This window comes from Geotoga petraea, assembly GCF_900102615.1.
GTDB classification, from domain to species: Bacteria; Thermotogota; Thermotogae; order Petrotogales; family Petrotogaceae; genus Geotoga; species Geotoga petraea.
In genome coordinates this window covers 35,342-61,166 of record NZ_FMYV01000002.1, presented here as the reverse complement: position 1 = coordinate 61,166, position 25,825 = coordinate 35,342, and the positions used below count along the sequence as shown (strand labels likewise).

Below are 25,825 nucleotides of genomic sequence, written 5' to 3'. Positions count from 1 at the left end.
TTTATGATTGTTAATATATTAAAAGTGGAAAAAGAAAAAAATAATTACAAAATATTTGTAGAAAAAAACCCCTTATATCCAGATGGAAAAGGCGGTCAATTAGGAGACCGAGGACAAATAGATAAAGCAAATATAAAATATGTTGATGAAAACTATATATTAGTAGATAGAGAATTAAATGTTGGAGAAAATCAAATAAAATTAGATAAGAACAATCAAAAAGATATTTCAAAACAACATACCGCTCAACATATAATTTCTGCAATAATGAAAGATTCATATGGTCTAAATACAGTTGGATTTAGAATGTCTGAAGAATACTCAACTATAGATATTGACAAAAGAATATCTGGAGATTTAATCAATAAGATTGAAGACATATCAAATGAGAAAGTTAATGAAAATCTCGATGTCTATGAAAAGAATTATGATAGATCTGAAGCAGAAAATTTATCCCTGAGGAAAGATATTTCAGAAAAAATTACTGAAGATATTAGAGTTATTTACATCGAAAACTTAGATGCCTCTGCTTGTGGTGGTTTTCATGTAAAAAATACATTAGAAATAAACATGATAAAAATAATAAAAACTGAAAATATTAAAAATGGTTATATGAGAATTTATTTTCTTGCTGGTGAAAGAGTTCTTAATTATTTAAAAAGTAGTGAATCCATATTAAATGAACTAGGAACTATTCTAAACACAAACAAAGAAGATTTCGTTTCTAAAATTACTAAAATCATTGAAGAAAACGATATTCAAAAAAAAGAACTTGATAATCTATATTCTTACAAAGCAAATAATTTAATAAAAAATCTTGAACCTTTTAAAATAGTTAATAATATTAATATTTTCTATCTTGAAAAAGAAGATGAATCTTTCGAATATGTTTATAAAAATTTTGATAAAGAAAATTTTATTTTCATTTTGAAAGATAATGACACTTATAAAATCCAATCTGATTCAGTCAATGTTGGAACCCTAATTAAATCTATAAATAATGAACACTCCACCAAAGGTGGCGGAGGAAAAAATAATGGACAAATCAAAGGAAATATTTCTTTTGAAAATATTATTGACCTTATATAAAGAAAAGAAGACATCTTGCTTATAAAGATGTCTTCTTTTTTTTGGGTGAGAATATATTTACTTATATATTCTTTATTCTTCTTGAATTTTCCATCCAAATTTTATTCAATTCATTGTCCAATCTATCAAATCCAGCGTAGTACGATCTAGCCTTGTTTTTTCTTTTTATAATCATATCCCATCCCCCCTATTTTTAAAATAGTTTATAACTCTCTTGGAGTACTTTAATATTTTCTTCAGCAAGTCTGTCAAAAGAATTTTCAAATAAATCTCTTCTCAAATCATTTTTTCTAAACATGTCATTCCCTCCTTAAAATATTCTCATACTATGTTGTAATACCTCTAAATTTTCCTCAGCAAGTCTGTCAAAAGAATTCTTCATAAAGTCTTTTCTTATAAACTGTTTTCTCATCATTTCATTTCCTCCTTTTGATTTTTTAATATCATAAATAAGTTTTTGTTTAATATTTTTAATTTTCTGCTTAATATTTTTAATTTCATTATTATTATATACCTATATTTTTTATTTGTCAAGTGATAATTCAATAATTTTAATTATTATATTAAATAATTTTATTTTTTTCTATATTTTATTAAATTTATTTATTGTTTATATGCTTTTTAAGTATTTATATTAATATTTTTAAGTTTATAAATAAAAAAGGTGAGCTCGAAAGCTCACCTATATTTTTTGTATTATTAAATTATTTAATTTCAAAACCAAGTGTGAAAGTAGCAGTATTTAAAATATTTGAAGTATAATTTTCTGATTGACCAGATTCACTCCATCTAGTACTTTCATATTGAGAAGTACCATTTGCTGTGCCACCCAAATATCTAATATTTATAAATGTATTCAAAGAATCTTTTAATTCAAACCCAACTCTACCCGAAATATCGAAAACAGATCCTTCGAAATTAAAATCAGCACCATTTATAAAAGCGCTACTTGCATAAAATCCGTCGGCATCAGTTTCTAAATAAATTCCATTATCAAAGAAATATGCAGCCTTAATTTTAATTATAGGAACTGGTCCTAAGTTCTGGTTAACTGTAACTTTGCTACCATCGTAATTTTCAAAAATAATAGAAGCATTTCTTAGTTGTAATGATAATCCCGCTGATAAATAGTAATCTTCATTTTCTAAAAAATCATATAAATATGAAACTCTCCAAAATGGAAAACCGTATTTAACATTCAAAACAGAATCCGCATTAGTTGTTGAAGCAAATGTTGTATCATTAAAAACCAAATCATCTCTTTGCTGAACTTTTGTCTCTACAGTTAATGGTTGATATAAGAAAACTACATGATGTTTATCAAACAGTTCTAAATCTGCGGTAAACCTTTCAAATGGAAATAGTATATCTTGTCCACCTTGTTCCACAAAGTCAAAATTAGTTCCATTTCCTCCAAATTGTAGAGTATGACTTAATACTTTTACCCACCCATTTTCATATTCAAGATTTAGGTTATAAACATTCCCTTCCTCATTTATTAAGGTTGAAAATGACAACAAAGAAATCAATAACATTAGAGTTGTAAATAAAATGGTTTTTTTCATAATTATCACCTCTATATTAATTTTTAAAACCATTTTAATTATATCATATTATAATCTTTTTCTTTCAATTTATTAATATTCAAAACAATAATTTTTCCATTCCTTCTAAAAAAATCTTCTTTTTCTAATTCTGATAAAGCTCTTGATAAAGATGGGCGAGTTACTCCAAATAATAGGGATAATTCTTCAATTTTTACTGGCATTTCGAATCTTTCTTTATGATTGTTTTGATTATATAGTTGAAGTAAATAAAATAATATTTTTTCTCTTATAGTTTTCAAAGAGGTTATCCATAGTTTTTGAGAAAGAAAATTCATCTTTCCACCAATATGATTCAATAGATTTTCTAAAAATTTTTTCTTTTTACAAGAAAATTCTATTAAAGTATCTTTTTTTATAAACAACACACTACTTTTTTTAGTTGTTATTATATCAACTGGTAAAATATTGTTTGTTTGAAATACAAAACCAATGGCAAGCATCGTTGGTGACTTTAATCTTTCAATTTGAATAACTTTACCGTTAAAATCAGACATTTGAGTTTTTACTTCCCCAAAAAGAAGAACCATTAAATGATCAAGTTTTTCTCCTCGGCTTTTTATAATACTATCTTTTTCAAAATCGACAGATTTGAAAGAATTATCCAAAGTTAATGACTTTATCTCTTCTACAGTTAAATTTTTAAATAATGGTATTTTTGATACCTGATTCAATACTGGATGAATTTAAACCACCTCCCAAACCAAATTATACTATAATTGTCGGATATTTTAAACATGGTAACATATGTTACCGACTTATTTGAATAAATATTTTATTATATTAGTGAAGATTATAAATAACTTTAGGAGGAATAACAAAATGAGCGAATTGTTTAATAAAAAAGATTATTTAAAGGATCTAATTATAAGATCCAAAAAAGATAATACAGATAGTATCAGAAAAGAGCTAAAAGAAGCTATAAGTAATCTCTCAGCAGATGAAATAGCTAAAGTTGAACAAGAATTAATTGAAAACGAATCTATAAATGTTGATGATATACAATCAGTTTGTGATGTACATTTAGAACTTTTTAGAGATTACATAAAACAAGAAGATATAAATGTTCCTGCTTGGCATCCAATTGATATTTTGATGAAAGAACATGATTTTTTGTTAGAAAAATCAGATGATTTAAGAAAAATAACTAAAGAAATTATCTCAAATAAAGCTGATTTAGATTTTAATAAATTAAAAACTCTTGGAAAAACCCTTGAAGATATTACAGATGCTGAAAATTATTTTATCAAAGAAGAAAACGTTCTATTCCCATATTTAGAAAAATATGGGATAGAACAACCCCCTGCAATAATGTGGAAAGAACATGATCAATTAAGAGAATTAATAAAAGAAATAAAAAGTATTTTAGACAAAAGAGAAATGAAATCATTAAACGATGATTTATTAAAAAAGATAGTTGTATTAAATGAAATGTTTGCAAACCACATTTATAAAGAACATTCTGTATTATTTCCTACTGCTTTAAAACTTCTAGAAGAACAAGAGTGGTACGAAGTTAGAAATCAGTTTGATGATTTTAAATACATAGCTCACAAACCAGAAAAACTTGATATAAAAAAAGATGAAGTAACAGAAGTTAACTCTGAAGGAATAAAATTACCTAGTGGTTCTTTTAGTGCAGAAGAATTAATGAGTATTTTGAATACAATACCTTTTGATATAACGTTTGTAGATGCTAATGATAGAGTTAAATATTTTTCTGAAGGAAAGGAAAGATTCTTTCCAAGAAGTAGAGCCATCATTGGAAGAAAGGTGCATAATTGTCACCCTCAAAAATCTGTTGATATTGTTGAAAAGATTGTTTCTGATTTCAAATCTGGAGAAAGAGATAACGCTGATTTTTGGATAAAATTGGGAGATAATTTTGTATATATAAGATATTTTGCAGTTAGAAATACAGATGGAGAATATTTAGGTACTGTAGAAATTACTCAAGATATAAAACCCATTCAAGAAATTGAAGGAGAAAAAAGAATTTATGATGAAAAATAATAATTTTGTGGAGGTGTTTTTATGAACATGTTTTGTTATCAATGTGAGGAAGCAGCGAAAAATGAAGGTTGTACAGTTGTTGGTATGTGTGGAAAACCAGCAGATGTAGCAAATTTACAGGATATGTTAATTTGGTCATTAAAGGGTCTATCATACTGGCTACAAAAAGGAAAAGATATTGGTATTGTTGATGAAGAAAAAGATCTTTATGTAGCTGAAGGTTTATTTTCGACAATAACAAACGCCAATTTCTCAGCAAAAAGAATTACAGAATATATAGAAAAAGCTTTAAGATTTAGAGATGAAGTTAAAGAGGAATTTTTAAGAAAATACGAAGAAAAAAATGGTTCACCTTTTTCTGAAGACGTCCCAGAAGCAGCAACATGGAATAAAAAGGGTGGAACTGAAATATATGAGTTAAAAGGTTCAGAAGTAGGAGTTCATGCAAAAGAGAATGAAGATATAAAATCATTAAAAGAATTTGTAACTTATGGTATAAAAGGTATAGCTGCATACGCAGACCATGCTTATGTGTTAAACTTTTCTAACGATGACATTTTGAATTTTATTGAAAAAGGATTAACTGAAACACTTAGAACAGATATTACAGTTGATGAACTAATTTCTCTTGTTAATGAAACAGGAAAAATTGCTGTTGATGTTATGGCACTGTTGGATGAAGCTAATACAAAGACTTATGGAAATCCTGAAATAACTAAAGTATTTACAGGAACACATAAAGCACCTGGTATTTTAATTTCTGGTCACGATCTTTTAGACTTAGAAGAACTTTTAAAACAGACAGAGGGAACTGGAATAAAAGTTTATACACATGGAGAAATGCTTCCAGCAAATGCGTACCCAGAGTTAAAAAAATATAAACACTTAGCAGGTAATTGGGGAGGATCTTGGTGGAGACAAAAAGAAGAGTTCGAAGATTTCGGTGGTCCAATATTAATGACTACTAATTGTCTTGTCCCTCCAAAAGAAAGCTACAAAGATAGAGTATTTACAACTGGTTTAGTAGGATTTGATGATGTTACTCATATTCCAAATAGAGCTGACGGAAAACCAAAAGATTTCTCAGCTGTAATAGAAAAAGCAAAAGAAATTGGAGATTTACCTGAAAGAGACGGAAAAGAATTAACAATAGGGTTTGCTCACAACCAAATAGCCCAAGTTACCGACAAAGTAATTGATGCAATTAAAAATGGGGATATAAAGAAATTCTTTGTAATGGCTGGATGTGATGGCAGACGTAAAGAAAGAGATTACTACACGGACTTTGCATCTCAATTACCAAAAGACAATGTAATTTTAACAGCTGGTTGTGCAAAATACAGATACAACAAATTAGATCTTGGCGATATAGGTGGTATACCAAGAGTATTAGATGCAGGTCAATGTAATGATTCATACTCATTAGCAGTCACAGCACTTAAATTAAAAGAAGCTTTTGAATTGGATGATATAAATGATTTACCAATAGAATACAATATAGCTTGGTACGAACAAAAAGCTGTTACCGTATTATTAGCTTTATTGTACTTGGGAGTAAAAGGAATAAAATTAGGACCTAAACTTCCAGCATTCTTATCAGAAAATGTTGCAAAAGTTGTTATTGAAAAATTTGAACTTTCAACAATAAATTCTGTAGAAGAAGATATAGAAACCATGACAAAATAAGAAACTATAACAATTGGAGCCTTAAATGGCTCCAATTTTTTAAAAGCTGTCCCAAAGATCTTTAATACTATTTTCTTGTTCTTTTATTATATCTAATATATTCGGATTAAAGTGTTTTTTATTTGTCCTATCTCCATCACTAAAAATTATCTCCATTGCCTTTTTATGGCTATAAGGTTCTTTATAAGGCCTTTTTGACCTCAAAGCATCATATACATCAACAACAGCAACGATCTGAGCTTCTATAGGTATTTCATCTTCTTTGAGACCATTTGGATATCCTGTACCATTGTACTTTTCATGGTGGTAAAGCGCTATATTCAAAGCAACCTTGAACTTTTCATCGCCCTCCAGTAGTTTTTTTGCATATACAGTATGTTTTTTCATTATTTCCCATTCTTCGTTAGTTAACTTTCCTTCTTTTATTAAAATAGAGCTTGGAACAAAAATTTTTCCTATATCGTGAAGAGGTGCAAAATCTTCAATTTCTAATATTTTTTCATTATCTAAACCAAGTTTATCGGCAATAAAAGAAGACAGCTTTCCAACTCTTAAAATATGGTTTCCAGTTACTTGATCATGAGCCTCTGCAACAGTTGCAAGTTTATTAGCAAAATTTTTATAGGATACCCTAATATCATCTCCATAATTTTTTGTTGATAAGTAAAGATCTATAATTTCATAAAAGAAATGAGCAAACTTTATGGTTTCTTCAGTAAACTCTTTATCCTTTTCTATTATATTTAAAATAATCGCTCCATATCTTTTATAATTTGAAATAATAGGTATGTAAAGAGAGTATTCTACGCGATAAATAAGACTTTTCAGTTCTTCATATTTTTCTTTTGGTATATCAGAATATTTTGTAGTTCTTGTTTCTTGATTGTTCCCTTGTATTATAGTAATAGTATCTAAACTCAAATATTTGTCTGAAACTATTTTCAAATTATTTATTTTTTCAATTTCATATCCTTTAGCATCTACAACTCTTATATATTCTTCGTCAGATCTAATTAATATACCTGTATCTGATTCAGGTATAAAATCAAATAATAAATTAAAAACTTCTGAAAATATTTCATCTTCTTTCTTATAATTTTTGAACTCTGTAACAATTTTTGTTAGTTTATTCATTCTCTCAATTAGAAGTTCGTTATTTCTATAGTATCCTTCAAGTTGTTCATTCATAATCTTTAAAACTTCAAAGCTTGAGTTTATCTCTTTTGTTAAATCTAAATATCTTTTAGAAATAGTATCTATTTCATTAATACCAGTATGCTCATAATTTAATTCCGAATTACTATCTTTGTTAAAGAAAGTCATGTCTTTTGCAATATCTGAAACAACATTACTCAACAAATTTATATTTTTATTAATTCTGTTCCTTAAAGTATTAAGATAAACTAAAAGTAAAATAAACGATAAAATTATAAAAAATAGAAAAATTATAATTTGATCGTTTTTAACAGTAAAACTTATGTATTTGTATCCATAATCTGATTCTATAGTGTAATAATAATCATCTTTTAAGACACCATTATTAATTACTATAGAATTATTTTCGATTGATCTTTTAAAATTATTTTTCATCTCTTCTGTTGGTTCTACATTTTCAAACAATGAGATATAATAAGAATTATAAATTGATATATCTGAAATTCGAAAATTCAATTCTTTCACTAACTCTTCATAAACTTCAGATATATTTTTAAAAGATATTCCAATTTCAAAGTAGTGCCCATTATCCAAATTCAAATAAGCGTAGAGTCTATTTCTACCAGTTCGAACTTCTTCTGCTATAGAATCGAGGTAAACTTCTCCAGGTTCAATTTGGTTTAGTTTTTCCCATAACAAAGATGTATTTGATATATCAACGCCTATATCTTGTTGATAATCAGATTCATAAATTATTCCATTCTCATTTATAAAATAGTAATTTATATCTTCAACTTTTAGATCCACTTCTGATTCTTTAACTTTAAACTTTATATCATCTATTAGATAGGCTATATTTGGAAAATTGTTATTATAATAATCATTCAAACTTTTTTCTAACAATTTATTGTAGTATTCTTCAGATTTGATAAAAATTTGATCTGTTTTTATAGATAAATAGTTTAAAAAAGTATTTATGTTTGATTTCTCCAATCTTTCATTCCTAATTATAAAAAAAAAGATCAAAGACATAATTATCAGGAAAAAGCTTACAATTAATATTACATTTATTTTTAATACTTTTGATTCTATAAATTTTTTTAAAGTCATGATAAAACCTCTTTTTGATTTTATATATAGTTAATTATATCATTTTTATAATCTCTACAAAGTTATTTGATATAATATTCCTAAAGGGGATGATATTATGGACGTTTTCTATAATTATCTTGAAACTAATGTTGGTGTTCCTACAGAAATAAGTGCTAATATTTTTTCTACCATACTTTTGTTTGTTATAATATTTTTATCAAAAGCAGTGATAGATAAAGTTATAGAAAAAAATGTTAAAACTATTAAATTAAAATATAACATTGAAAAAGGAATTAATTATTTGTTATACGGAATATCATTTATTGTTTTGATTAGAATTTGGTTTAATGGATTTCAAGGTTTTTCTACCTTTTTAGGCCTTTTTTCTGCTGGTTTGGCTATAGCTTTGAAAGATTTAATTGTTAATATAGCTGGATGGATATTCATTTTATGGAGATCTCCTTTTAGTATCGGAGACAGAATTGAAATTGATGACCATAAAGGTGATGTAGTAGACATAAGGATATTTAATTTCACTATAATGGAAATAGGTAACTGGGTTGACGCAGATCAACACTCTGGAAGGCTCTTGCACGTCCCAAATAAATTTATTTTTGATAAAACATTATCAAATTATGATATTGGTTTCAGTTTTATATTCCAAGAGAATAAAGTCTTAATAACTTTTGAATCTGATTGGAAAAAGGCAAAAGAAATTCTTTTGAATATTTTGAAACTTCATTTTAAAGAATTTTATGAAAATACTTCTGACCAGTTTAAGATAAGCGCAAAGAAATACTTTATAGATAATTCTAATTTCAAACCTGATGTTTTTACAACAGTTTTAGACTCAGGAGTTCTTTTGACTATGAGATACTACTGTAATCCAAGAGATAGGAGAAAAATGGACATGAAAATATGGGAATCTATTCTGAACGAATTTGAAAAGCACGAAGACATAGAATTAGCTTATCCAACATACAGAATATATAAAAAATAAAAGTAATGAGCCTTAAAGTGGCTCATTACTTTTAATATATTCCAAAAAATAATCTACTAATTTTGAATCAAATTGCTTATTTTTATTTTTTATTAACTCTTTTTTAGCGGAGTCTATACTTAAAGCTTTTCTATACGATCTATTTCTTGTCATAGCATCCCAAGTATCAACCAAGCATAATATTTTAGATTCTATTGGGATTTCTTTATCTTTTAGGTTATCTGGATAACCTTTCCCATCTATTCTTTCGTGGTGGTGTTTTACTATATAAGATATGTCTTTTAAATTATCAATCTCATTCAAGACCTCGAATGAATAAACAGGGTGATTTTTTATCAACTCATACTCTTCATAAGTTAACTTCCCTGGCTTATTTAAAATGTCTTGTGGAATAATTATTTTACCAACATCATGAACCATACCAGCCCAATAAATCCTGTTCAAAAACTCTTTATCATAACCTAAAAATCTACTGAAATCCTCTGCTAAATTGGCTACATTCTGAGAATGTCCTTTTGTATATGTGTCATGGTATTCCATCATTTTGATTAAAGATATTATTATCTGTCTTTGAACATTATTTTGAAATTCATTCATATCTTCAAATTTCAAGAATAAACTTATGAGTTTCGAATAGTAAACTGCTATTCTAAAAGACTCTTTGCTGAAAACATCATTTCCTGTTGTGTGAAAAATTAAGTTACCAACCTGTTTATTATTTCCATTTATAGGAATATAGAGAGACTCATTTTTTTTACTAAGTAAGCTATTTAAAGAGTTATTTTTTTCTTCTGATAAAGCATCTTGTTTAACAGTTTTTGTATTTTTTGATGTGAAAACATTATTATAAGTTATGTATTCATCTGTTTTTAGGTTTAAAGCATTTAATTTTTCTATATCTAGATTTTTTGATGATATGTATTTAACTCTTCCATCTTCTAAAACGCTTAAAACTCCAGAATAAGCCTCTGGTATTAAACTGTACAAATTATCAAAAACTTCTTTTAAGAAATCTTTTTCATTATCAAAATCAAGTATATCAGAAGTTTCATCCAACAAAAGGTTCATCTTATCTATTATCGCACTGTTTTCTGAATTTAAATTCTCTATTTCTTCGTTAAGCCCTTGAAGCTCTTCGATGTAAGCTAAAAGTTCCTCACTTAAATTATTAAAAGAGCTTTCAATTTCCGAAATTTCTTTTATTTTTGTACTGCAATCTATATTGGGAACTTCCATGTTGTTTGAAAAATGTTGCATTTTTCTATTCAATTTAAACAATGGGTTTGTTATTTTTTTATAAATATAGGAAACCAAAGGGATAATAATTAAAACTATCAAAATAGCTGTATATAAAAATGACTTTTTACTCTCCTCAAAATAAACCTTTAAATCTTTCTCATATGTTGTAGCTACTATCACCCAATCCCAAGGTTGAAAATATTTAACATAGCATATTTTCTTTCCAATTATTTCAGGGTTATTAGGATATTCCCAGTTATAATAATAATAACCTTCACCTTTGTTTTTTGCCAACTCTATCTGTTCTTGAACTATATAAACTGAATCATCTAACGAGTCTGTGACATTATAAACGTTTTGGCCTTCTAACCTTGGATGGGCTATTTCTTCACCTTCACTGGAATATATAATAAAATATCCATTTTCTCCAAGTGAATAGTTAGAGTCCATAGTTCTTGTACCATCTTCAAGTTTTTCTCCTAATAAAGCTTCTTTGACATGCTCTTTAGCCATTTCTTCATCTAAATCACGATTCAAAACAGCATCATACTTAATTTCGGCCAGAGTATAAGCATGCATTACTGCATTTTTTAAAATAAGTTCTCTTTGTATTTCCATCTGATTTTCTTGATATATGTTGTTAAATAATAATATTATTGTAAATAATATCGACAGTATAATGATAAAACTTCCAAATAAAATAGTTTTAATAGAAATTTTTTGTCTACTCAAGATAATCACCTTCAGAAAAAGTACCTTATATTAATATAAATTGTGGAAATAAAAAGAGTCATAAGCGTAATCATAAAACCATAAAAGAAGAACTTTTTAAAAGAAATATTATCTCCTTTAAATTGCTTTATCAGTGCAATTCCAATAATATTTGCAGATGCTCCGATTGGAGTTAAGTTGCCCCCCAAACAAGCTCCTAAAGCCAAAGAATACCACTGAGGGTTTAGACTGGTAAAAACTTCAGGGTTAATACTTTTTAAATTAGCTACTACGGGAATCATAGTTGCTGTATAAGGAATATTGTCTACAAATCCAGACAATATACCCGAAGTTACAATAAGAAAACTTGAAAACAACTGAGCAGATCTACCTGCAAAATCAACAAGCATCATAGATAGCTCATTCAAAACTCCAGTTTCTTCAAGTCCTCCAGTAACTACGAACAATCCAATGAAAAATAAAATACTTTCCCATTCTACCTCTTTTATAGTATTTTGTATGTCGTTCGGTTCCATTATCAAAAGAGCAAAAAAACCAGCAAATAAAGCTATTATAGAACTTTCAACTCCAAGTTGATGTTGAAAAATAAAAGCTATTATTACAGTTATAAGTAAAATTAAAGAAAGCCTAAACCTTTTCTTATCTTCTATTATCTTGGATTTATTCATATTATTTATAATTTCTGCTTGAAACTTTTTAATAAGCTGTTTTCGGAAGATGAAAATAAGAAGAATATCCATAGATATTAAATTAAAAACAGCTACTGGAAACATTACTCCAAAAAACTCACTAAATGAAAAATTAGCTGCAGAAGCAATCATAATATTTGGTGGGTCTCCAATAATTGTTGACGCTCCACCTATATTGGAAGCCATAATTTCCCCAAGAATATATGGGAAATAATCTATTTTTAGTGTATCTGTTATAGCAAGAGTTATAGGAATAAAAATAAGAATTGTTGTTACATTGTCAATTATTGAAGAAGTAATAGCTACTAAAGCCGTAAGTATTAGGAAAAGCCAAACTCCATTTTTCCCAAAGTAAGAAAGAGCCTTAATTCCAAAAAAAGTAAAGATTTTACTTTTTTTGATAGCATTAACAAAAACCATCATCCCAAGTAAAAGGAATATGGTATTGAAATCAAGATAATGTTCAAAGGGATACATCTGTGTTGGAAATATATTGAAAATTATTAATAATGTAGCTCCCAACATAGCCGCAATAGTACGGTTTATCTTATGAGATACAATCAAAATTAAAGTTATCAAAAAAACTAAAATTGATATTATTTGTTGCATGCTTTCACCTTGCTTTATCTTATATGTTTGGATTTCCTTTAGTATTAGTATAACACATTTAATCGATACATACTATATATCTTAAAAATTACTAAAAATTATAAATTATTAAGTAAAGATTTTTTTATTTTTTATTGTCTAAATGAATTCATTTTTGTTAATAATTACTATTTTATTTTTATTCTGTTACTATTTATTTCACATAATTTTTTTACTTTACATCTTTAACTTTCAACGTATCTAAAGCAATAAATAGCTTTTATGAGAAAATTATTAAATTAAAAAATTATTTTGTTAATATTATATTTCTTTAATTCATAATCCATATACTTACATATTTTAATACTAACGACATTCAAAATTTTATTAATAGTATATTAAACTAAATAATGTATTATGAAAATAGGGATATTAATTGATCTTGCTTTATTAAGTACGATTTAGATTGTTTACATACAAAAAGCTTCTTTTCTCATTTTCTTCTTTCTATAAGACAAAAATTATCAATAAAATAAAAATAAATCAACTTAAAAAATTTGATTCATGACCGAAGTCTTATGATCAATAATTTTTTAGTTAAGGGAGGTATATGATGGCCGAAGATAATGGTTACAAAATGGTGGTAAAAAATGTAATTAAAATATTCGGAAATAATCCTAAAAAAGTTATTCCTTTGTTGGAAAAGGGTATGTCTAAAGATGAAATTTTAAATAAAACTGGTAATACAATCGGTGTAAATAAAGTATCATTTAACGTTAAAAACAAAGAGATATTTGTAGTTATGGGGCTATCAGGCTCTGGTAAATCAACTTTAATTAGATGTTTAAACAGACTTATTGAGCCTACTTCAGGTGAAATATATGTAGACGGAGAAAATGTTCTTACAGCTAATAAAGAAAAATTAAGAGATATCCGAAGGCACAAAATGAACATGGTCTTCCAAAATTTTGCATTATTTCCTCATAAAACAGTTTCTGAAAATGTTCAATTTGGGTTAGAAGTTCAAAAAGTTGAAAAGGAAGAGAGAAGAAAAAAAGCTTATGAAGCGTTGGATATGGTTGGATTAAAAGGATATGAAGAACAATATCCAAAAGAACTAAGTGGAGGAATGCAACAAAGAGTTGGATTAGCGAGAGCACTTGCGACTGATCCAGACATTTTATTAATGGACGAAGCATTTAGTGCTTTGGACCCATTAATAAGGAGAGACATGCAAGACCAACTATTAGAGCTTCAAGAAAAACTACACAAAACTATTATTTTCATAACACATGATTTAGATGAAGCATTGAAATTGGGTGACAGAATTGCAATTATGAAAGATGGTCATATTGACCAAATTGGGACTGGAGAAGAAATTCTTACAAACCCATCAACAAAATATGTAGAAGAATTTGTACAAGATGTAGATAGAACTAAAGTAATAACAGCAGAAAATATAATGAAAAAGCCTATCGATAGGGCTTTTGTTAAAGACACCCCAAGAATAGCTGTCAGAAAAATGAGAAAAGCAGGTATTGATAGTATAGTAGTTACAGATAGAGATAGAACTTTACATGGGATAGTTACTATAGAAGATGCTTTAAAATATGTAGAAGAAGGTAAACAAGATTTAAAACCTATTATATCAGAAATTAAAAAAGTAAGCCCTGACACATCGATTATGGATATATTACCCCTTCACATTGACTACAATCATCCAATAGCAGTTGTAGATGAAGAAAACAAATTATTAGGAATAATAGTTAAAGTTTCTGTCCTTTCAGGAATCTTAGGGGAGGTAAACTAATATGATAGATTTAAAAATAGGATATTTTTTTGAGATAATAGTTAATTGGCTAAAAGATAATTGGGGAGTCTTTTTTGACGGAGTTGAAGCATTCATAAATTTCTTTATAGAAAATCTTGAAGGATTTTTCGGTTGGTTACCTTGGTATGTAACTTTAATTATATTAGCTTTGATAGCCTGGAAAATCGCCAGTAGAGGAGTAGCTATTTTTACAGCTGTTGGGCTCTGGGTAATATACAACATGAATTTGTGGCCAGAAACCATGGATACATTTGCTTTGGTTGTATCAGCTACTGTTATTGCATTGATAATTGGAATACCAGCAGGCATATGGGCATCCAAAAGTGATGGATTCTTCAATTTTATCAGACCTGTATTGGACTTTATGCAGACTTTACCAGCATTTGTTTACCTCATACCAGCTGTTCTATTCTTTGGTTTGGGTAAGGTGCCTGGTGCGGTGGCAACAGTTATATTCTCAATGCCCCCAGCAGTAAGATTCACTAATCTTGCTATAAGGCAAGTTCCCCAAGAAGTAGTAGAAGCAAGTGATTCATTTGGTGCAACCCCAATGCAAAAACTTTTTAAAGTTGAATTACCTATAGCAACTCCGACTATTTTTGCAGGTATAAACCAAACAATAATGCTCGCACTATCAATGGTTGTTATTTCAGCAATGATTGGAGCTGGAGGATTAGGTAAACAAGTATTAAACGGAATCACACAATACAAAATTGGCTTAGGTTTTGAAAGTGGTATAGCCGTTGTTATTTTAGCAATGGTATTAGATAGAATTACACAAGCTTTAGGAAAAAATAATAAATAGGAGGGATTTTGATGAAAAAGTTATTGGTATTATTAAGTGTTTTAGTTTTAAGTATTGCTATTTTTGCTGCAGGTACAGTTAAGATTGCTTATGTTAATTGGGCAGAAGGTATCGCAATGACAAACTTGGCAAAAGTTATTTTAGTAGATGAAATGGGATATGAAGTAGAAGATACTATGGCAGATCCTGGATTAGTTTACGCTTCATTAGCTCAAGGCGACCAAGATGTATTCATGGATGGCTGGCTACCAATTACTCATGAAAGTTACATGAACCAATTTGGTGACGAGCTAACAGACTTAGGATATAATTTTAAAGGTGCAAGAATCGGTTTAGTTGTACCAACATACGTTAATATTGACTCAATAACAGAACTGAATTCTGTTAAAGAAAAATTCGATTCACAAATAGTAGGAATAGACTCAGGTGCAGGCATAATGGCAGCAACTGAAAGAGCTATCGATGCATACGATTTAGAGCTTGAATTAAGAGAAAGTTCAGGACCAGTTATGACAGCAACATTGGCAGACGCAATTGACAACGACGAATGGGTGGTTGTAACAGGATGGTCACCACATTGGATGTTTGCAAGATTTGACGTTAAATTCTTAGAAGATCCTGAAGGCGTTTACGGTGCTGTAGAAAATATTCATTCTATTGCAAGAAGAAACTTCATAATTGACATGCCAGAAGTTGCACAATTCTTTACTCATTTCTTTATGACAGAATCTGAATTAGGAAGTTTAATGGGAGTTATAGCCGACAGCAACAACCCTGAAGAAGCAGCAAGACAATGGAAAGAAGAACATATGGATATTGTTGAAAAATGGATTCCTAATAAATAATTTATTTTTGATATGTCAAGAGCGGATGATAATTCATCCGCTCTTTTTTAATGTTCTGCTTAAAAATGCAATTATTAAAATTGTAAATATCGGTATTATATATGCAGCTCTAATGGCGTAATCTCCTAATAAGCCCATAAAATATGTAACTGCTATTCCACCTATGCCAGTTGAAAAATACATTATTCCACTGAATAAAGATATCTCTCGTTTTGGGATATTTCGATTTGAAGCTTTTTGAAGTGCTGGAAAAATAGGCCCCAAAAACAATCCTAAAAAAATATAAAATATCCAATTTTGAAAGGATAAAAGCATTATTAAAGAAACTAAAGCTGAAAAAGAAGTTAAGATTACAAGTTTTATCTCTCCAATTCTCTTACTTATTGTATCTGTAATAAGCCTTGCAAGTGTAAAAAATATCCAAAGCAATGAAATCAAAAACGCGGAAAAACCTTGACTGTATTCAAATCCATCAACAAAAAGATTTGAACTCCAAGTAACAATTCCTTTTTCTGTTCCTGCGTATAACAAAAAAATAATTATTGGAATTATTATCATCTTCTTCCCCATTATATTAGGTATCTCAGAAAAATGAATTGGATCGTATTCTTTGTTTTCAAATATCGCTTTTTTATAAACAATAAAACCTATGATAGCCATTATAAAAGCATGAAATATCAATAAATATTGTGGAGAAAAATCTCTATTTAAAAAAAATCCAATTATTATAGGGGATATTATTCCCCCAAATCCAAACATGCCATGAAAAAAACCATAATTTTGTAAATCATCCTCAAAATGTGTAAATATAGCGGTTAAAACCAATATAGTTGAACTCACGGACACGCCCAGAATAAATCCTGATAATGATAATAATACAAAAGATTTAGAATATGCAAACAAGAACATTCCCACAATACCCAATAGATATGAAAATAAAAAATATTTTCGAAAGTGAATTTTTGATAAAAGAAATCCTCCAAATATATTTGAAAACATAGCACCAGCTGAATTAAGAAGAGGTAATGCTGATGATTGAGAAATTGTAATATCGTAGTTTAACTGAAAATATTTCATCAATGGAGGTATGAAATTTGGTATCATTGAAGTAATTACCATTATAAACAACAAGATATTCCTGGTCTTTTTTTGAGTCAATAAATTCACCTTCCTTATTTTTTCGAAACTATTCTAAAATAATGAGATGTACTTAACAATAAGCAATTTTGAACATTTATTAAAAATTGTATGTTAAGTTTTTATTTTATAGATATATTTTAGCGTTTTTTATCTTATAATACAATTGAAATTTACATTTATAAAGTATTATATAATAATAATTTATAATTTTTGGGGGAGTTTATTTTGCAAAACAAAGACATTAGAAATTCTATAGCTGATATTTTTAAAAATATTAAAACCAAAAAAAAATTATCCAACATATTAAAAAGAAAGAATAACTACTATTTAAAAGACGATAGCAACGAAACAATATGTAAAATTTCTACATTAGATGAAACCTGTATGCTTTTTATAAAAGAAGGAAAAAATTGGTCGTTAATCTCAAAAGGGACTTTAAAAGAAATATTAAACTATTTTGATGAAAATAATAAAACAAGTAAGACAATTCTTTTCACAAGTGATCAAATAAAAAGATTAAATAGAGGAATTTATAGATATGTAGAATCAAAATGCCATTATATATCAAACAAAGATTTTGAAGCTAAAGCAAGGTTTGGACGAATCTATTTTGATTTCTATATTGATGACATTTTTAGAGTAAACATTTACGATAATGATTTCAAAGATTGTTCTTTATTCATACAAAAAGGCAAAGAATGGGAAAAATTAAAAACTGGAAATTTTGACAAAGTAATGAAATATTTAGATACTTATTTTAAAAATCATTATATCAATGATAAAATAATATAAGGCGATAAAATGAATAAATTTTATAAAACTACCCTTACAATAGCTTTGCCTGTTGCTGTTCAACAGTTTATTTCAACAAGTGTTAATTTCGTTGACACACTTATGATAGGCCAATTGGGAGAAAACAGTATTGCAGCAGTGGGATTATCTAACAAGATTTTCTTTTTATTCAACTTGTTATTATTTGGATTAGTTAGTGGGGGAGCTATATTTCTTTCACAATATTGGGGTAAAAGAGATGAGTTTAATATATCAAAAACAACATCTTTAATAACTGGTTTGTCAATTCTGTTCTCTATCATTTTTTTTATACCATCATTCTTTTTCACTGATAAGGTAATGGGAATTTTTACTCCTGATCATACAGTAGTTTTAATAGGTATAGAGTATCTTAGCATAATAGCTTTAACTTTTCCAGTCATGGCTCTTGTTTTTTCTTTTGAAGCGTGTTTAAAAAGTACAGAAAAAACTGTAATCCCTATGTACTCAAGTTTAATAGCAATGGGTACTAATATCTTTCTAAACTATATTTTGATATTTGGAAAGTTTGGATTCCCCACAATGGGAGTGAAAGGTGCAGCCATTGGGACTCTAATTTCGAGAATCCTACAGTTATTTATTTTAATTATTATAATGCTAAAAATAAATCATCCTGGCTTATTTAAAATTTATCATATAAAAGCTTTAGACCTTAAGTTTATAAAATATTTTTTTAGTTATACTATTTCCACAATTGGACAAGAATTCTTTTGGGGGTTGGGAATGACTACATACTCAATCGTTTATGCTCATATGGGAACTAATATAATAGCAGCAAGGAATGTTATGGAAACTATTGAAAATATTGCTTTTACAATATTAATTGCTCTTTCAAATGCGACGGCAATTTTAATTGGAAAACACCTTGGTTCTGACCATATAGAAGAAGCGATTTTAACAGCAAGAAAATTATTAAGACTGAATTTTATCATTTCATTTTTTGTTGGATTTGCAATCATTTTGTCTTCAAAATACATAGTTTTGTTATTTAATGTTTCTCAAGAAGTTGAAAAACTTATATTGACGTCTCTTTTAATAGCCGCTTTTTCCATACCCGTCAGAACGATGAATCTTATGAATGTAGTGGGAATTTTAAGAGCTGGGGGCGATACAAAATTTTCTTTTTTTGTTGAAGTTGGAACATTGTGGGGCATAGGCATTCCTCTGGTAGCAATAAGTGGCTTAGTAATAGGTTGGTCTTTCCCAATAGTATACACTATCTCTCTAATCGAAGAAATGGTAAAAGCCTTTATTTTTATGAAAAGATATTACTCGCAAAAGTGGGCAAGAAATATTGTTGATACAATATAAGGGAGCTGATTTAATGAAAGTACAAAAAATAGTAACCGAGCAATATGGAACAAATTCTTATATAATTGATAATAAATATGTCGTAGATCCAGGGATTGGAATCGGGAAACACATAAAAAATAAAGTTGATGTCATACTAACTCATGCTCACTTTGATCATCTATTGGGGTTAAACGAGTTAAATTATGATAAAATATACCTTCACCCTGGAGATTTTGAAATGATTAAAAACGCAGAAATTAACTTATCCAAAATAATTGGTGCTCCAATTGAAATAAGGGAAAATTTATATGACATACAAGATGCATTTGAAACTATCCATACCCCAGGACATACAGAAGGTAGTGTTTTAATTTTTATGAATAATCATATTTTTTCTGGAGACACCGTTTTTTATAATTCTGTAGGAAGAACTGATTTGCCAAGTGGTGATCAATATAAATTGGAAAACTCCATAGAAAAAATAAAGAAAATTTTTAAGACAAAAGACAAAAATATTATAATTCATCCAGGTCATATGGAAGAAACAAATATAGAAAGGATTTTAGAAGAAAATCCATATCTATTCTAAACAAAGGTGGTTTTTGTAATGGAACAACTTAATATAGAAAAATTGATAAACGGTGGTTATGGTTTGGGATTTAAAGACGGGAAAACATATATGATAGAAAACGCCTATCCAGATGAAATAGTTGAGATTGATATTCTAAAAAACACTAAAAACATTGTTTTTGGAAAAACTAAAAAAGTTGTCAAACAATCAAAAGATAGAGTTTCATCCGTGTGTAACCACTTTCCAAAATGTGGTGGTTGTCAATGGATAAACTATAAATACGACAAACAAATAGAGGCTAAACAAAACATAGTAAAAGAACAGTTAAGAAGAATAGCAAAAATCGATATGGATATTGATTCGATAGAGCCTTCATTATTACAATATCAATATAGAAATAAAATGGAATTTTCAGTTTCAAAAGAAGAGGAATTGAAAATTGGTTTGAATGAAAAAAATTCATCAAAAATACTTGATATAGAAAATTGTCCAATTTCCCCAAACATATTTGATAAGGTGAGAAACAAGGTAAAAGGAATTATCAACACTTTAAAAATACCTGTTTATAATTATCAAACTAAAAAAGGGGTTATAAAACATATTATTTTAAGAAAATCATTTTCTCAAAATAAAACAATGCTCATCATAGTTACAAACAGTGAAAACGTACCAAACGAAAATGAACTCAAATCAGAACTAAGAAAATTACCTGTTGACTCAATAATTCACGTTATGAATTCTTCTGACAAAGTTAAATTAAGAGGCCCTTACAAAACCTGGAAAGGAGAAGGCGTTTTAATAGAAGAATTTGATGGGTTCACTTATCAAATTCCACCAACTTCCTTTTTCCAAACAAACTATGAAATAACTTCTAAAATGTTGAAACATATTTTAGATTATTTAAAACCGAAAAAAACAGATAATAAAAGCTTATTAGATCTATATTGTGGTGTAGGGTTATTTTCAGTGTATTTTTCTCCTCTATTTAAAGATGTTAAAGGGGTCGAATTTTCAAAAATTTCCATAAAAGCTGCAAATGCAAACAAGAATATAAACTTTTTAAAAAACGCCACTTTTTACGTTGCAGATGCTATTCAATTCCTCAATAAATCAAAAAATAATTTTGATTATATCATAATAGATCCACCAAGAGCCGGTTTAGGTAAAAATGGAGTGGAACTGCTATCAAAAAAAGTAAATAATTCTCTCATTTACATATCTTGTGATCCTTCAACACTTGCTAGAGATTTAAAAGGTTTAACAGAAAAAGGTTTTAAAATCAAATCTATAAAATCTTTTGACATGTTTCCTAACACTTTTCATGTCGAAACGATAGTTATATTAGAAAAATAAAGTGATAAAATTTACAGAATAATAACTTCTTAAAAAAGACAGATCTTTTTAGATCTGTCTTTTTTTATATTATTTTAACTTTATATTAACTTTTATATACTAAAATTATTTTACCCCCCTGTGGGGGGTAAAATAATAAGGAGGTTTTATTATGGAATACCTAACTAAAGATATGTCCTTAAAGGAAATAATGGAAAAAGATGACAAACTTTTTAAACAAATAACTAAATTTGGATTTGATATTTGTTGTACGAAGATGGACACCTTAGAAGATAGTTGTCAAAAAAAAGGCATCAACCTTAATTTAGCTTTAAATAAATTAAATAATATTGTTGATGATATAAACTACATAGAAAAATTAATAGAAGAAAATCAATAAACTTTGGCCTCATTTATATGAGGCCTTTTTATTTGAATTAAAATAACATTAGTGATATTATCAATATACATGAAGAAAAGGAGAGAATATTATGAATATAAAAAAGAAAATTATGGAAGAAAAAGACATTAAAAGAACACTCATGCGACTTTCCCATGAAATAACAGAAAAACATAAAGGCGTTGAAAACGTAATTTTAGCTGGAATAAAAACTCGAGGGGCGTTCATTGCTGAAAGAATAAAAGAAAATTTGATTAAAATTGAAAATTTTGAAGTACCCGTTATTAAATTAGACGTTACTCCTTTTAGAGATGATGAAAAAAAATCTGATACGGATACTTCAGAATTTAATATTAATGTAAACAATAAAATTGTAATATTAGTAGATGATGTTCTTTTTACCGGAAGAACAATTAGAGCTGCAATGGATGCAATTATTTCAAGAGGAAGGCCTAGTCAAATAGAATTGCTTGTATTAGTAGATAGAGGACATAGAGAGTTCCCTATAAAAGCTAATTTTATTGGGAAAAATCTTCCTACATCGAAAGACAATGAAGCAGTAGAAGTGAAAATGGCTGAAATCGATGAATATCCTGAAGAAGGGGTATATATTTACGATAACGTTTAATTATCTCTGTATTAACTTGATTTTCACTATTTTTTTGATATAATGTATTGAAAGATATTCATAGAGTAATTATTTGGAGGGAGGATATCCTATGGATTTTTTAAACAAAGTTACAGTGGTCCCAAGTTTACCAGAGAAAATCAAAGGATTAAAAGATTTATCAAAAAATATGTGGTGGACTTGGAATTATGACTCTCAAGAACTTTTTGAGGAAATTGATTCTGATTTATGGAAAAAAGTAAACAGAAATCCAGTAATTTTTTTAAAACAAGTGAGTCAAAAAAAGCTTGAAGCAAAATCAAATAATAAAAAGTTTTTTGAAAAATATGAAAAAGTGATGAAAAAATTTAATCAATACCTCAATGAAAAAAACACATGGTTCAATGCAACCCACAAAGACTATCCACAGGGAGAAATTGCATATTTTTGTGCAGAATACGGTATTCATGAATCTTTACCAATCTATTCTGGTGGATTAGGTATTTTGGCAGGAGATCATGTTAAATCAGCAAGTGATTTAGGATTGCCTTTTGTTGCTGTAGGATTTTTATACAGAGAGGGCTATTTTATTCAACAAATAGATAAAAATGGGCAACAACAATCACATTATGAAAAATTTGATTTTTCAAATTTTCCAGTAGAACCTGCAAAAGATTCTAACGGAGACGAACTATACGTTAACATCAAGATATTAGGGAGATCTGTATATGTAAAAGTTTGGAAATTAAATGTTGGAAGAGTATCTTTATATTTATTAGACACAGATATAAAACAAAATGATCCAGAAGATAGAAAACTAACTCATAGATTGTATGGTGGAGACCATGAAATGAGAATCAAACAAGAAATGCTCCTTGGCATAGCTGGTGTTAGAGTTTTAAGAGAGATGGGAATAAACCCTTCCGTTTGGCATATGAATGAAGGCCACGCAGCTTTCTTGGGACTTGAAAGGGTAAAAGAATATGTTCAACAAGAAAATCTAACTTTCAAAGAAGCCTTAGAAGCAACGAGAGCTGGTTCAGTATTCACAACACACACTCCAGTTCCAGCAGGAAATGATACCTTTGATTTTAATTTAATAGAAAAATATTTTAGTGATTATTGGCCAACATTAGAAGCGACCAGAGATGAATTTTTTGACCTTGGTAGAGAACAAAGGCCTGATGGATCTCAAGCTTTTTCAATGACTATTTTAGCCTTAAAAATGGCTGGTAGAGCAAATGGAGTTTCTGAACTTCACGGAAAAGTATCAAGAGGCCTTTGGAAACATGTTTGGGATGGCCTTGAGGCTGTAGAAGTACCTATATCTCACGTAACCAATGGAGTTCACAGTGAAACTTGGATTGCAAAAGAGTTACAAGATCTTTTTGCTGAAGAATTAAACAAAAATTGGGTTTCTGAATTAGATGATCCAGACATGTGGGCAAAAATAGACAAAATCCCTGATGAAAAATTATGGAATACCCACGTTGAATTAAAAGGAAAATTAGTTGACTTCATACATGAAAGAGTAAAAGCTCAAAGAGCCAGACATGGTGAAACTGTTGAGCAATTACAAGAAATCAAAACAATAGGAGATAAAAATATCCTAACAATTGGATTTGCAAGAAGATTTGCAACTTATAAGAGAGCTACTTTGATATTTAGAGACTTGGAAAGATTGGAAAAAATTTTAAACAACCCTGAAAAACCAGTTCAAATAGTTTTTGCTGGTAAAGCACATCCAGCGGATAAACCAGGACAGGAATTAATAAAAAGAATTTATGAAATTTCAAGAATGCCTCAATTTAAAGACAAAATAATAATTTTAGAGAATTATGATATGAATATGGCTAGACATCTTGTTTCAGGGGTAGACATCTGGTTGAACAACCCAAGGAGACCTCATGAAGCTTCTGGTACTTCTGGAGAAAAAGCTGGAATGAACGGAGCTATGAATTTCTCAGTTCTTGACGGTTGGTGGGTAGAAGGATACAATGGTGAAGAAAAAAATAAAAATGGTTGGGCCATAGGTGATAATAGAGATTATGAAGATACCGACTTACAAGATAGAATAGATAGTGTTTCCATATACAATACCTTAGAAAATGAAATTATACCAACTTATTACTCAGAAGATAAATCAAAATGGGTAAAAATAATGAAAAATTCTATTTCTTCTGTTGCTGAATTCTTCAATACATCAAGAATGGTTAAGGAATACACTCAAAAATTGTACATGCCCGCTGCGGAGCAAGGAAATAAGTTTAATAAAGATGGATTCAGAGTTACAAAAGATTTTGCTCATTGGAGAGATTTATTGGAAAGAAATTGGCAGTCAATTAAGATTAAAGTATTAACCGAACATAATACCGATGAACAATTAGAAGTGGGTAAAGAATTAAATATAGAAGCAGAAGTTTATTTACCAGGAATTGGACCTGATTCAATTGATCCGGAAATTGTGTTGGCAAGAATTCAAGAAAACGAAGTTACTAATTTAAAAACATTTAAAATGAAACTCATTAAAGAAGCACAAAAAGACACCTATATTTTTAAAGGATCATTTGAAATTGATGAAAGAGGATACTATGGCTACAATGTCAGAATTTCTGCAAGCCATCCATACATGCCACATAAAAATTATTTAATGGGATTAGTTAAACACCCGGCATTTTAATCAATAAAATAAAAACGACCTTTCAAACTAAAATTTGAAAGGTCGTTTTTATTATTCAAAGATTGGAAACCTCAAACCTGCTATGTATTCGTTATCTTTTTCATATTCACCTGAATAATCATCTATCTGCTCGCCTGATTCATAGTCTAAAACACTCATATAACAACTTCCATCCGGAGCTTCAGTAAAAATCGAAGGAAGATAATCTAATTCTTCTTCTGTTTTGCCTTCATCATCATCCATCGCAACTTCAGAAAGAACCGAATAGGCGTGTACTTTAGAGATTTGAGCTATGTCGTGTAAAAATAAGCTCAAGTTTTTAAGTTCTTCTTCTGAATCAACTTCGAAAGGGAAATATATTGGGATAATGTTGGTTTCTATATCATAGTAATCCATGTATTCTCTCAATTCTTTTTCATAATCAGGATCATTTTTTTTAACAAAATTCAAAAACTCTTCTTTCTTTTCTTCATTATCAAAACTCATCCAAAGTAAAAATACTGGATGAATGTGGTCATCGTGTAAAAACCCTTCTTCTTTCACGTTGTTTAAAAAAGTGTCGTGAAACTTTTTATAACCTTTAAATTCTTCACTCATTATTCT

The 25,825-nt window shown here is 28.5% G+C and carries 21 protein-coding genes; 14 read left to right on the top strand and 7 right to left on the bottom strand.

What is annotated here, in order from left to right:
• Positions 1–3 precede the first annotated feature (3 nt).
• Positions 4–1,089, top strand: a complete 1,086-nt coding sequence (locus BLS00_RS02585) for an alanyl-tRNA editing protein (RefSeq protein WP_091402579.1) — start codon at positions 4–6, stop codon at positions 1,087–1,089.
• A gap of 704 nt (positions 1,090–1,793) precedes the next feature.
• On the opposite strand, the gene BLS00_RS02580 is transcribed toward BLS00_RS02585, so the two are convergent.
• Together BLS00_RS02580 and BLS00_RS02575 are read right to left on the bottom strand one after the other, a co-directional pair.
• Entirely contained in the window at positions 1,794–2,654 is an 861-nt protein-coding gene (locus tag BLS00_RS02580; RefSeq protein ID WP_091402577.1) for a hypothetical protein, read from the bottom strand.
• Between the two features lie 38 nt (positions 2,655–2,692).
• Positions 2,693–3,367 (bottom strand): Crp/Fnr family transcriptional regulator, encoded by a 675-nt coding sequence (locus BLS00_RS02575; RefSeq protein ID WP_091402575.1) that lies wholly within the window; start codon positions 3,365–3,367, stop codon positions 2,693–2,695.
• 148 nt (positions 3,368–3,515) lie between these two features.
• Here BLS00_RS02575 and BLS00_RS02570 point away from each other — a divergent pair, with 148 nt between their 5' ends.
• The gene (locus BLS00_RS02570; RefSeq protein WP_091402573.1) at positions 3,516–4,706 is read left to right on the top strand and encodes a DUF438 domain-containing protein; all 1,191 of its coding nucleotides are present in this window, start codon (positions 3,516–3,518) and stop codon (positions 4,704–4,706) included.
• A 21-nt stretch (positions 4,707–4,727) separates the two neighbouring features.
• Entirely contained in the window at positions 4,728–6,392 is a 1,665-nt protein-coding gene (gene hcp, locus BLS00_RS02565) for a hydroxylamine reductase (protein ID WP_218119788.1), read from the top strand.
• A gap of 39 nt (positions 6,393–6,431) precedes the next feature.
• Here hcp and BLS00_RS02560 read toward each other — a convergent pair whose 3' ends face one another.
• On the bottom strand, positions 6,432–8,657 hold the full coding sequence (locus tag BLS00_RS02560; protein ID WP_091402571.1) for an HD-GYP domain-containing protein: 2,226 nt from the start codon (positions 8,655–8,657) through the stop codon (positions 6,432–6,434).
• A gap of 97 nt (positions 8,658–8,754) precedes the next feature.
• Here BLS00_RS02560 and BLS00_RS02555 point away from each other — a divergent pair, with 97 nt between their 5' ends.
• Complete coding sequence (locus tag BLS00_RS02555) at positions 8,755–9,639, top strand: mechanosensitive ion channel family protein (RefSeq protein WP_091402569.1); 885 nt, start codon at positions 8,755–8,757, stop codon at positions 9,637–9,639.
• A 12-nt stretch (positions 9,640–9,651) separates the two neighbouring features.
• Here the strand turns inward: BLS00_RS02555 and BLS00_RS02550 are convergent, their stop codons facing one another.
• Complete coding sequence (locus BLS00_RS02550; protein ID WP_091402567.1) at positions 9,652–11,610, bottom strand: HD domain-containing phosphohydrolase; 1,959 nt, start codon at positions 11,608–11,610, stop codon at positions 9,652–9,654.
• Between the two features lie 11 nt (positions 11,611–11,621).
• Positions 11,622–12,908 carry an ArsB/NhaD family transporter gene (locus tag BLS00_RS02545; protein ID WP_091402565.1) on the bottom strand — a complete coding sequence of 429 codons (1,287 nt, stop codon included), beginning with the start codon at positions 12,906–12,908 and terminating at the stop codon, positions 11,622–11,624.
• A 592-nt stretch (positions 12,909–13,500) separates the two neighbouring features.
• On the opposite strand from BLS00_RS02545, the gene BLS00_RS02540 reads away from it, so the two are divergent.
• Genes BLS00_RS02540 through BLS00_RS02530 form a run of 3 tightly spaced genes read left to right on the top strand, consistent with a single transcriptional unit; the run spans position 13,501 to position 16,368 of the window.
• A complete protein-coding gene (locus tag BLS00_RS02540) occupies positions 13,501–14,697 on the top strand; it encodes a quaternary amine ABC transporter ATP-binding protein (protein ID WP_091402563.1) in 1,197 nt (398 codons plus the stop codon).
• Position 14,698: 1 nt separating this feature from the next.
• Complete coding sequence (locus BLS00_RS02535) at positions 14,699–15,523, top strand: ABC transporter permease (protein ID WP_091402561.1); 825 nt, start codon at positions 14,699–14,701, stop codon at positions 15,521–15,523.
• 11 nt (positions 15,524–15,534) lie between these two features.
• On the top strand, positions 15,535–16,368 hold the full coding sequence (locus BLS00_RS02530; RefSeq protein ID WP_091402560.1) for a glycine betaine ABC transporter substrate-binding protein: 834 nt from the start codon (positions 15,535–15,537) through the stop codon (positions 16,366–16,368).
• Positions 16,369–16,401: 33 nt separating this feature from the next.
• On the opposite strand, the gene BLS00_RS02525 is transcribed toward BLS00_RS02530, so the two are convergent.
• Positions 16,402–17,526, bottom strand: a complete 1,125-nt coding sequence (locus BLS00_RS02525; protein ID WP_091402558.1) for an MFS transporter — start codon at positions 17,524–17,526, stop codon at positions 16,402–16,404.
• Positions 17,527–17,733: 207 nt separating this feature from the next.
• Here BLS00_RS02525 and BLS00_RS02520 point away from each other — a divergent pair, with 207 nt between their 5' ends.
• From BLS00_RS02520 to glgP, 7 genes are all read left to right on the top strand, one after another.
• Positions 17,734–18,300: a hypothetical protein gene (locus tag BLS00_RS02520; RefSeq protein WP_091402555.1), complete on the top strand. Its 567-nt coding sequence runs from the start codon at positions 17,734–17,736 to the stop codon at positions 18,298–18,300.
• Positions 18,301–18,309: 9 nt separating this feature from the next.
• Positions 18,310–19,650, top strand: a complete 1,341-nt coding sequence (locus BLS00_RS02515) for an MATE family efflux transporter (RefSeq protein ID WP_091402553.1) — start codon at positions 18,310–18,312, stop codon at positions 19,648–19,650.
• 13 nt (positions 19,651–19,663) lie between these two features.
• Positions 19,664–20,221, top strand: a complete 558-nt coding sequence (locus tag BLS00_RS02510; RefSeq protein ID WP_143012932.1) for an MBL fold metallo-hydrolase — start codon at positions 19,664–19,666, stop codon at positions 20,219–20,221.
• 18 nt (positions 20,222–20,239) lie between these two features.
• Positions 20,240–21,556: a 23S rRNA (uracil(1939)-C(5))-methyltransferase RlmD gene (gene rlmD, locus BLS00_RS02505; protein ID WP_091402549.1), complete on the top strand. Its 1,317-nt coding sequence runs from the start codon at positions 20,240–20,242 to the stop codon at positions 21,554–21,556.
• A 151-nt stretch (positions 21,557–21,707) separates the two neighbouring features.
• Complete coding sequence (locus BLS00_RS02500; RefSeq protein ID WP_218119787.1) at positions 21,708–21,935, top strand: hypothetical protein; 228 nt, start codon at positions 21,708–21,710, stop codon at positions 21,933–21,935.
• Positions 21,936–22,026: 91 nt separating this feature from the next.
• Complete coding sequence (pyrR, locus tag BLS00_RS02495) at positions 22,027–22,563, top strand: bifunctional pyr operon transcriptional regulator/uracil phosphoribosyltransferase PyrR (RefSeq protein WP_091402546.1); 537 nt, start codon at positions 22,027–22,029, stop codon at positions 22,561–22,563.
• Between the two features lie 91 nt (positions 22,564–22,654).
• Entirely contained in the window at positions 22,655–25,222 is a 2,568-nt protein-coding gene (gene glgP, locus BLS00_RS02490; protein ID WP_091402544.1) for an alpha-glucan family phosphorylase, read from the top strand.
• 51 nt (positions 25,223–25,273) lie between these two features.
• Here the strand turns inward: glgP and BLS00_RS02485 are convergent, their stop codons facing one another.
• Positions 25,274–25,819 (bottom strand): hypothetical protein, encoded by a 546-nt coding sequence (locus BLS00_RS02485; RefSeq protein WP_091402543.1) that lies wholly within the window; start codon positions 25,817–25,819, stop codon positions 25,274–25,276.
• Positions 25,820–25,825: the final 6 nt, after the last annotated feature.

Bases quoted from the DNA above. Each gene is read 5' to 3' on its own strand.
- BLS00_RS02535 (WP_091402561.1), top strand. From the start codon at position 14,699: ATGATAGATTTAAAAATAGGATATTTTTTTGAGATAATAGTTAATTGG.
- BLS00_RS02555 (WP_091402569.1), top strand. From the start codon at position 8,755: ATGGACGTTTTCTATAATTATCTTGAAACTAATGTTGGTGTTCCTACA.
- pyrR (WP_091402546.1), top strand. From the start codon at position 22,027: ATGAATATAAAAAAGAAAATTATGGAAGAAAAAGACATTAAAAGAACA.
- glgP (WP_091402544.1), top strand. From the start codon at position 22,655: ATGGATTTTTTAAACAAAGTTACAGTGGTCCCAAGTTTACCAGAGAAA.
- BLS00_RS02540 (WP_091402563.1), top strand. From the start codon at position 13,501: ATGGCCGAAGATAATGGTTACAAAATGGTGGTAAAAAATGTAATTAAA.
- BLS00_RS02545 (WP_091402565.1), bottom strand. From the start codon at position 12,908: ATGCAACAAATAATATCAATTTTAGTTTTTTTGATAACTTTAATTTTG.
- rlmD (WP_091402549.1), top strand. From the start codon at position 20,240: ATGGAACAACTTAATATAGAAAAATTGATAAACGGTGGTTATGGTTTG.
- BLS00_RS02530 (WP_091402560.1), top strand. From the start codon at position 15,535: ATGAAAAAGTTATTGGTATTATTAAGTGTTTTAGTTTTAAGTATTGCT.
- BLS00_RS02510 (WP_143012932.1), top strand. From the start codon at position 19,664: ATGAAAGTACAAAAAATAGTAACCGAGCAATATGGAACAAATTCTTAT.
- BLS00_RS02515 (WP_091402553.1), top strand. From the start codon at position 18,310: ATGAATAAATTTTATAAAACTACCCTTACAATAGCTTTGCCTGTTGCT.
- BLS00_RS02500 (WP_218119787.1), top strand. From the start codon at position 21,708: ATGGAATACCTAACTAAAGATATGTCCTTAAAGGAAATAATGGAAAAA.
- BLS00_RS02485 (WP_091402543.1), bottom strand. From the start codon at position 25,819: ATGAGTGAAGAATTTAAAGGTTATAAAAAGTTTCACGACACTTTTTTA.
- hcp (WP_218119788.1), top strand. From the start codon at position 4,728: ATGAACATGTTTTGTTATCAATGTGAGGAAGCAGCGAAAAATGAAGGT.
- BLS00_RS02560 (WP_091402571.1), bottom strand. From the start codon at position 8,657: ATGACTTTAAAAAAATTTATAGAATCAAAAGTATTAAAAATAAATGTA.
- BLS00_RS02570 (WP_091402573.1), top strand. From the start codon at position 3,516: ATGAGCGAATTGTTTAATAAAAAAGATTATTTAAAGGATCTAATTATA.
- BLS00_RS02580 (WP_091402577.1), bottom strand. From the start codon at position 2,654: ATGAAAAAAACCATTTTATTTACAACTCTAATGTTATTGATTTCTTTG.
- BLS00_RS02585 (WP_091402579.1), top strand. From the start codon at position 4: ATGATTGTTAATATATTAAAAGTGGAAAAAGAAAAAAATAATTACAAA.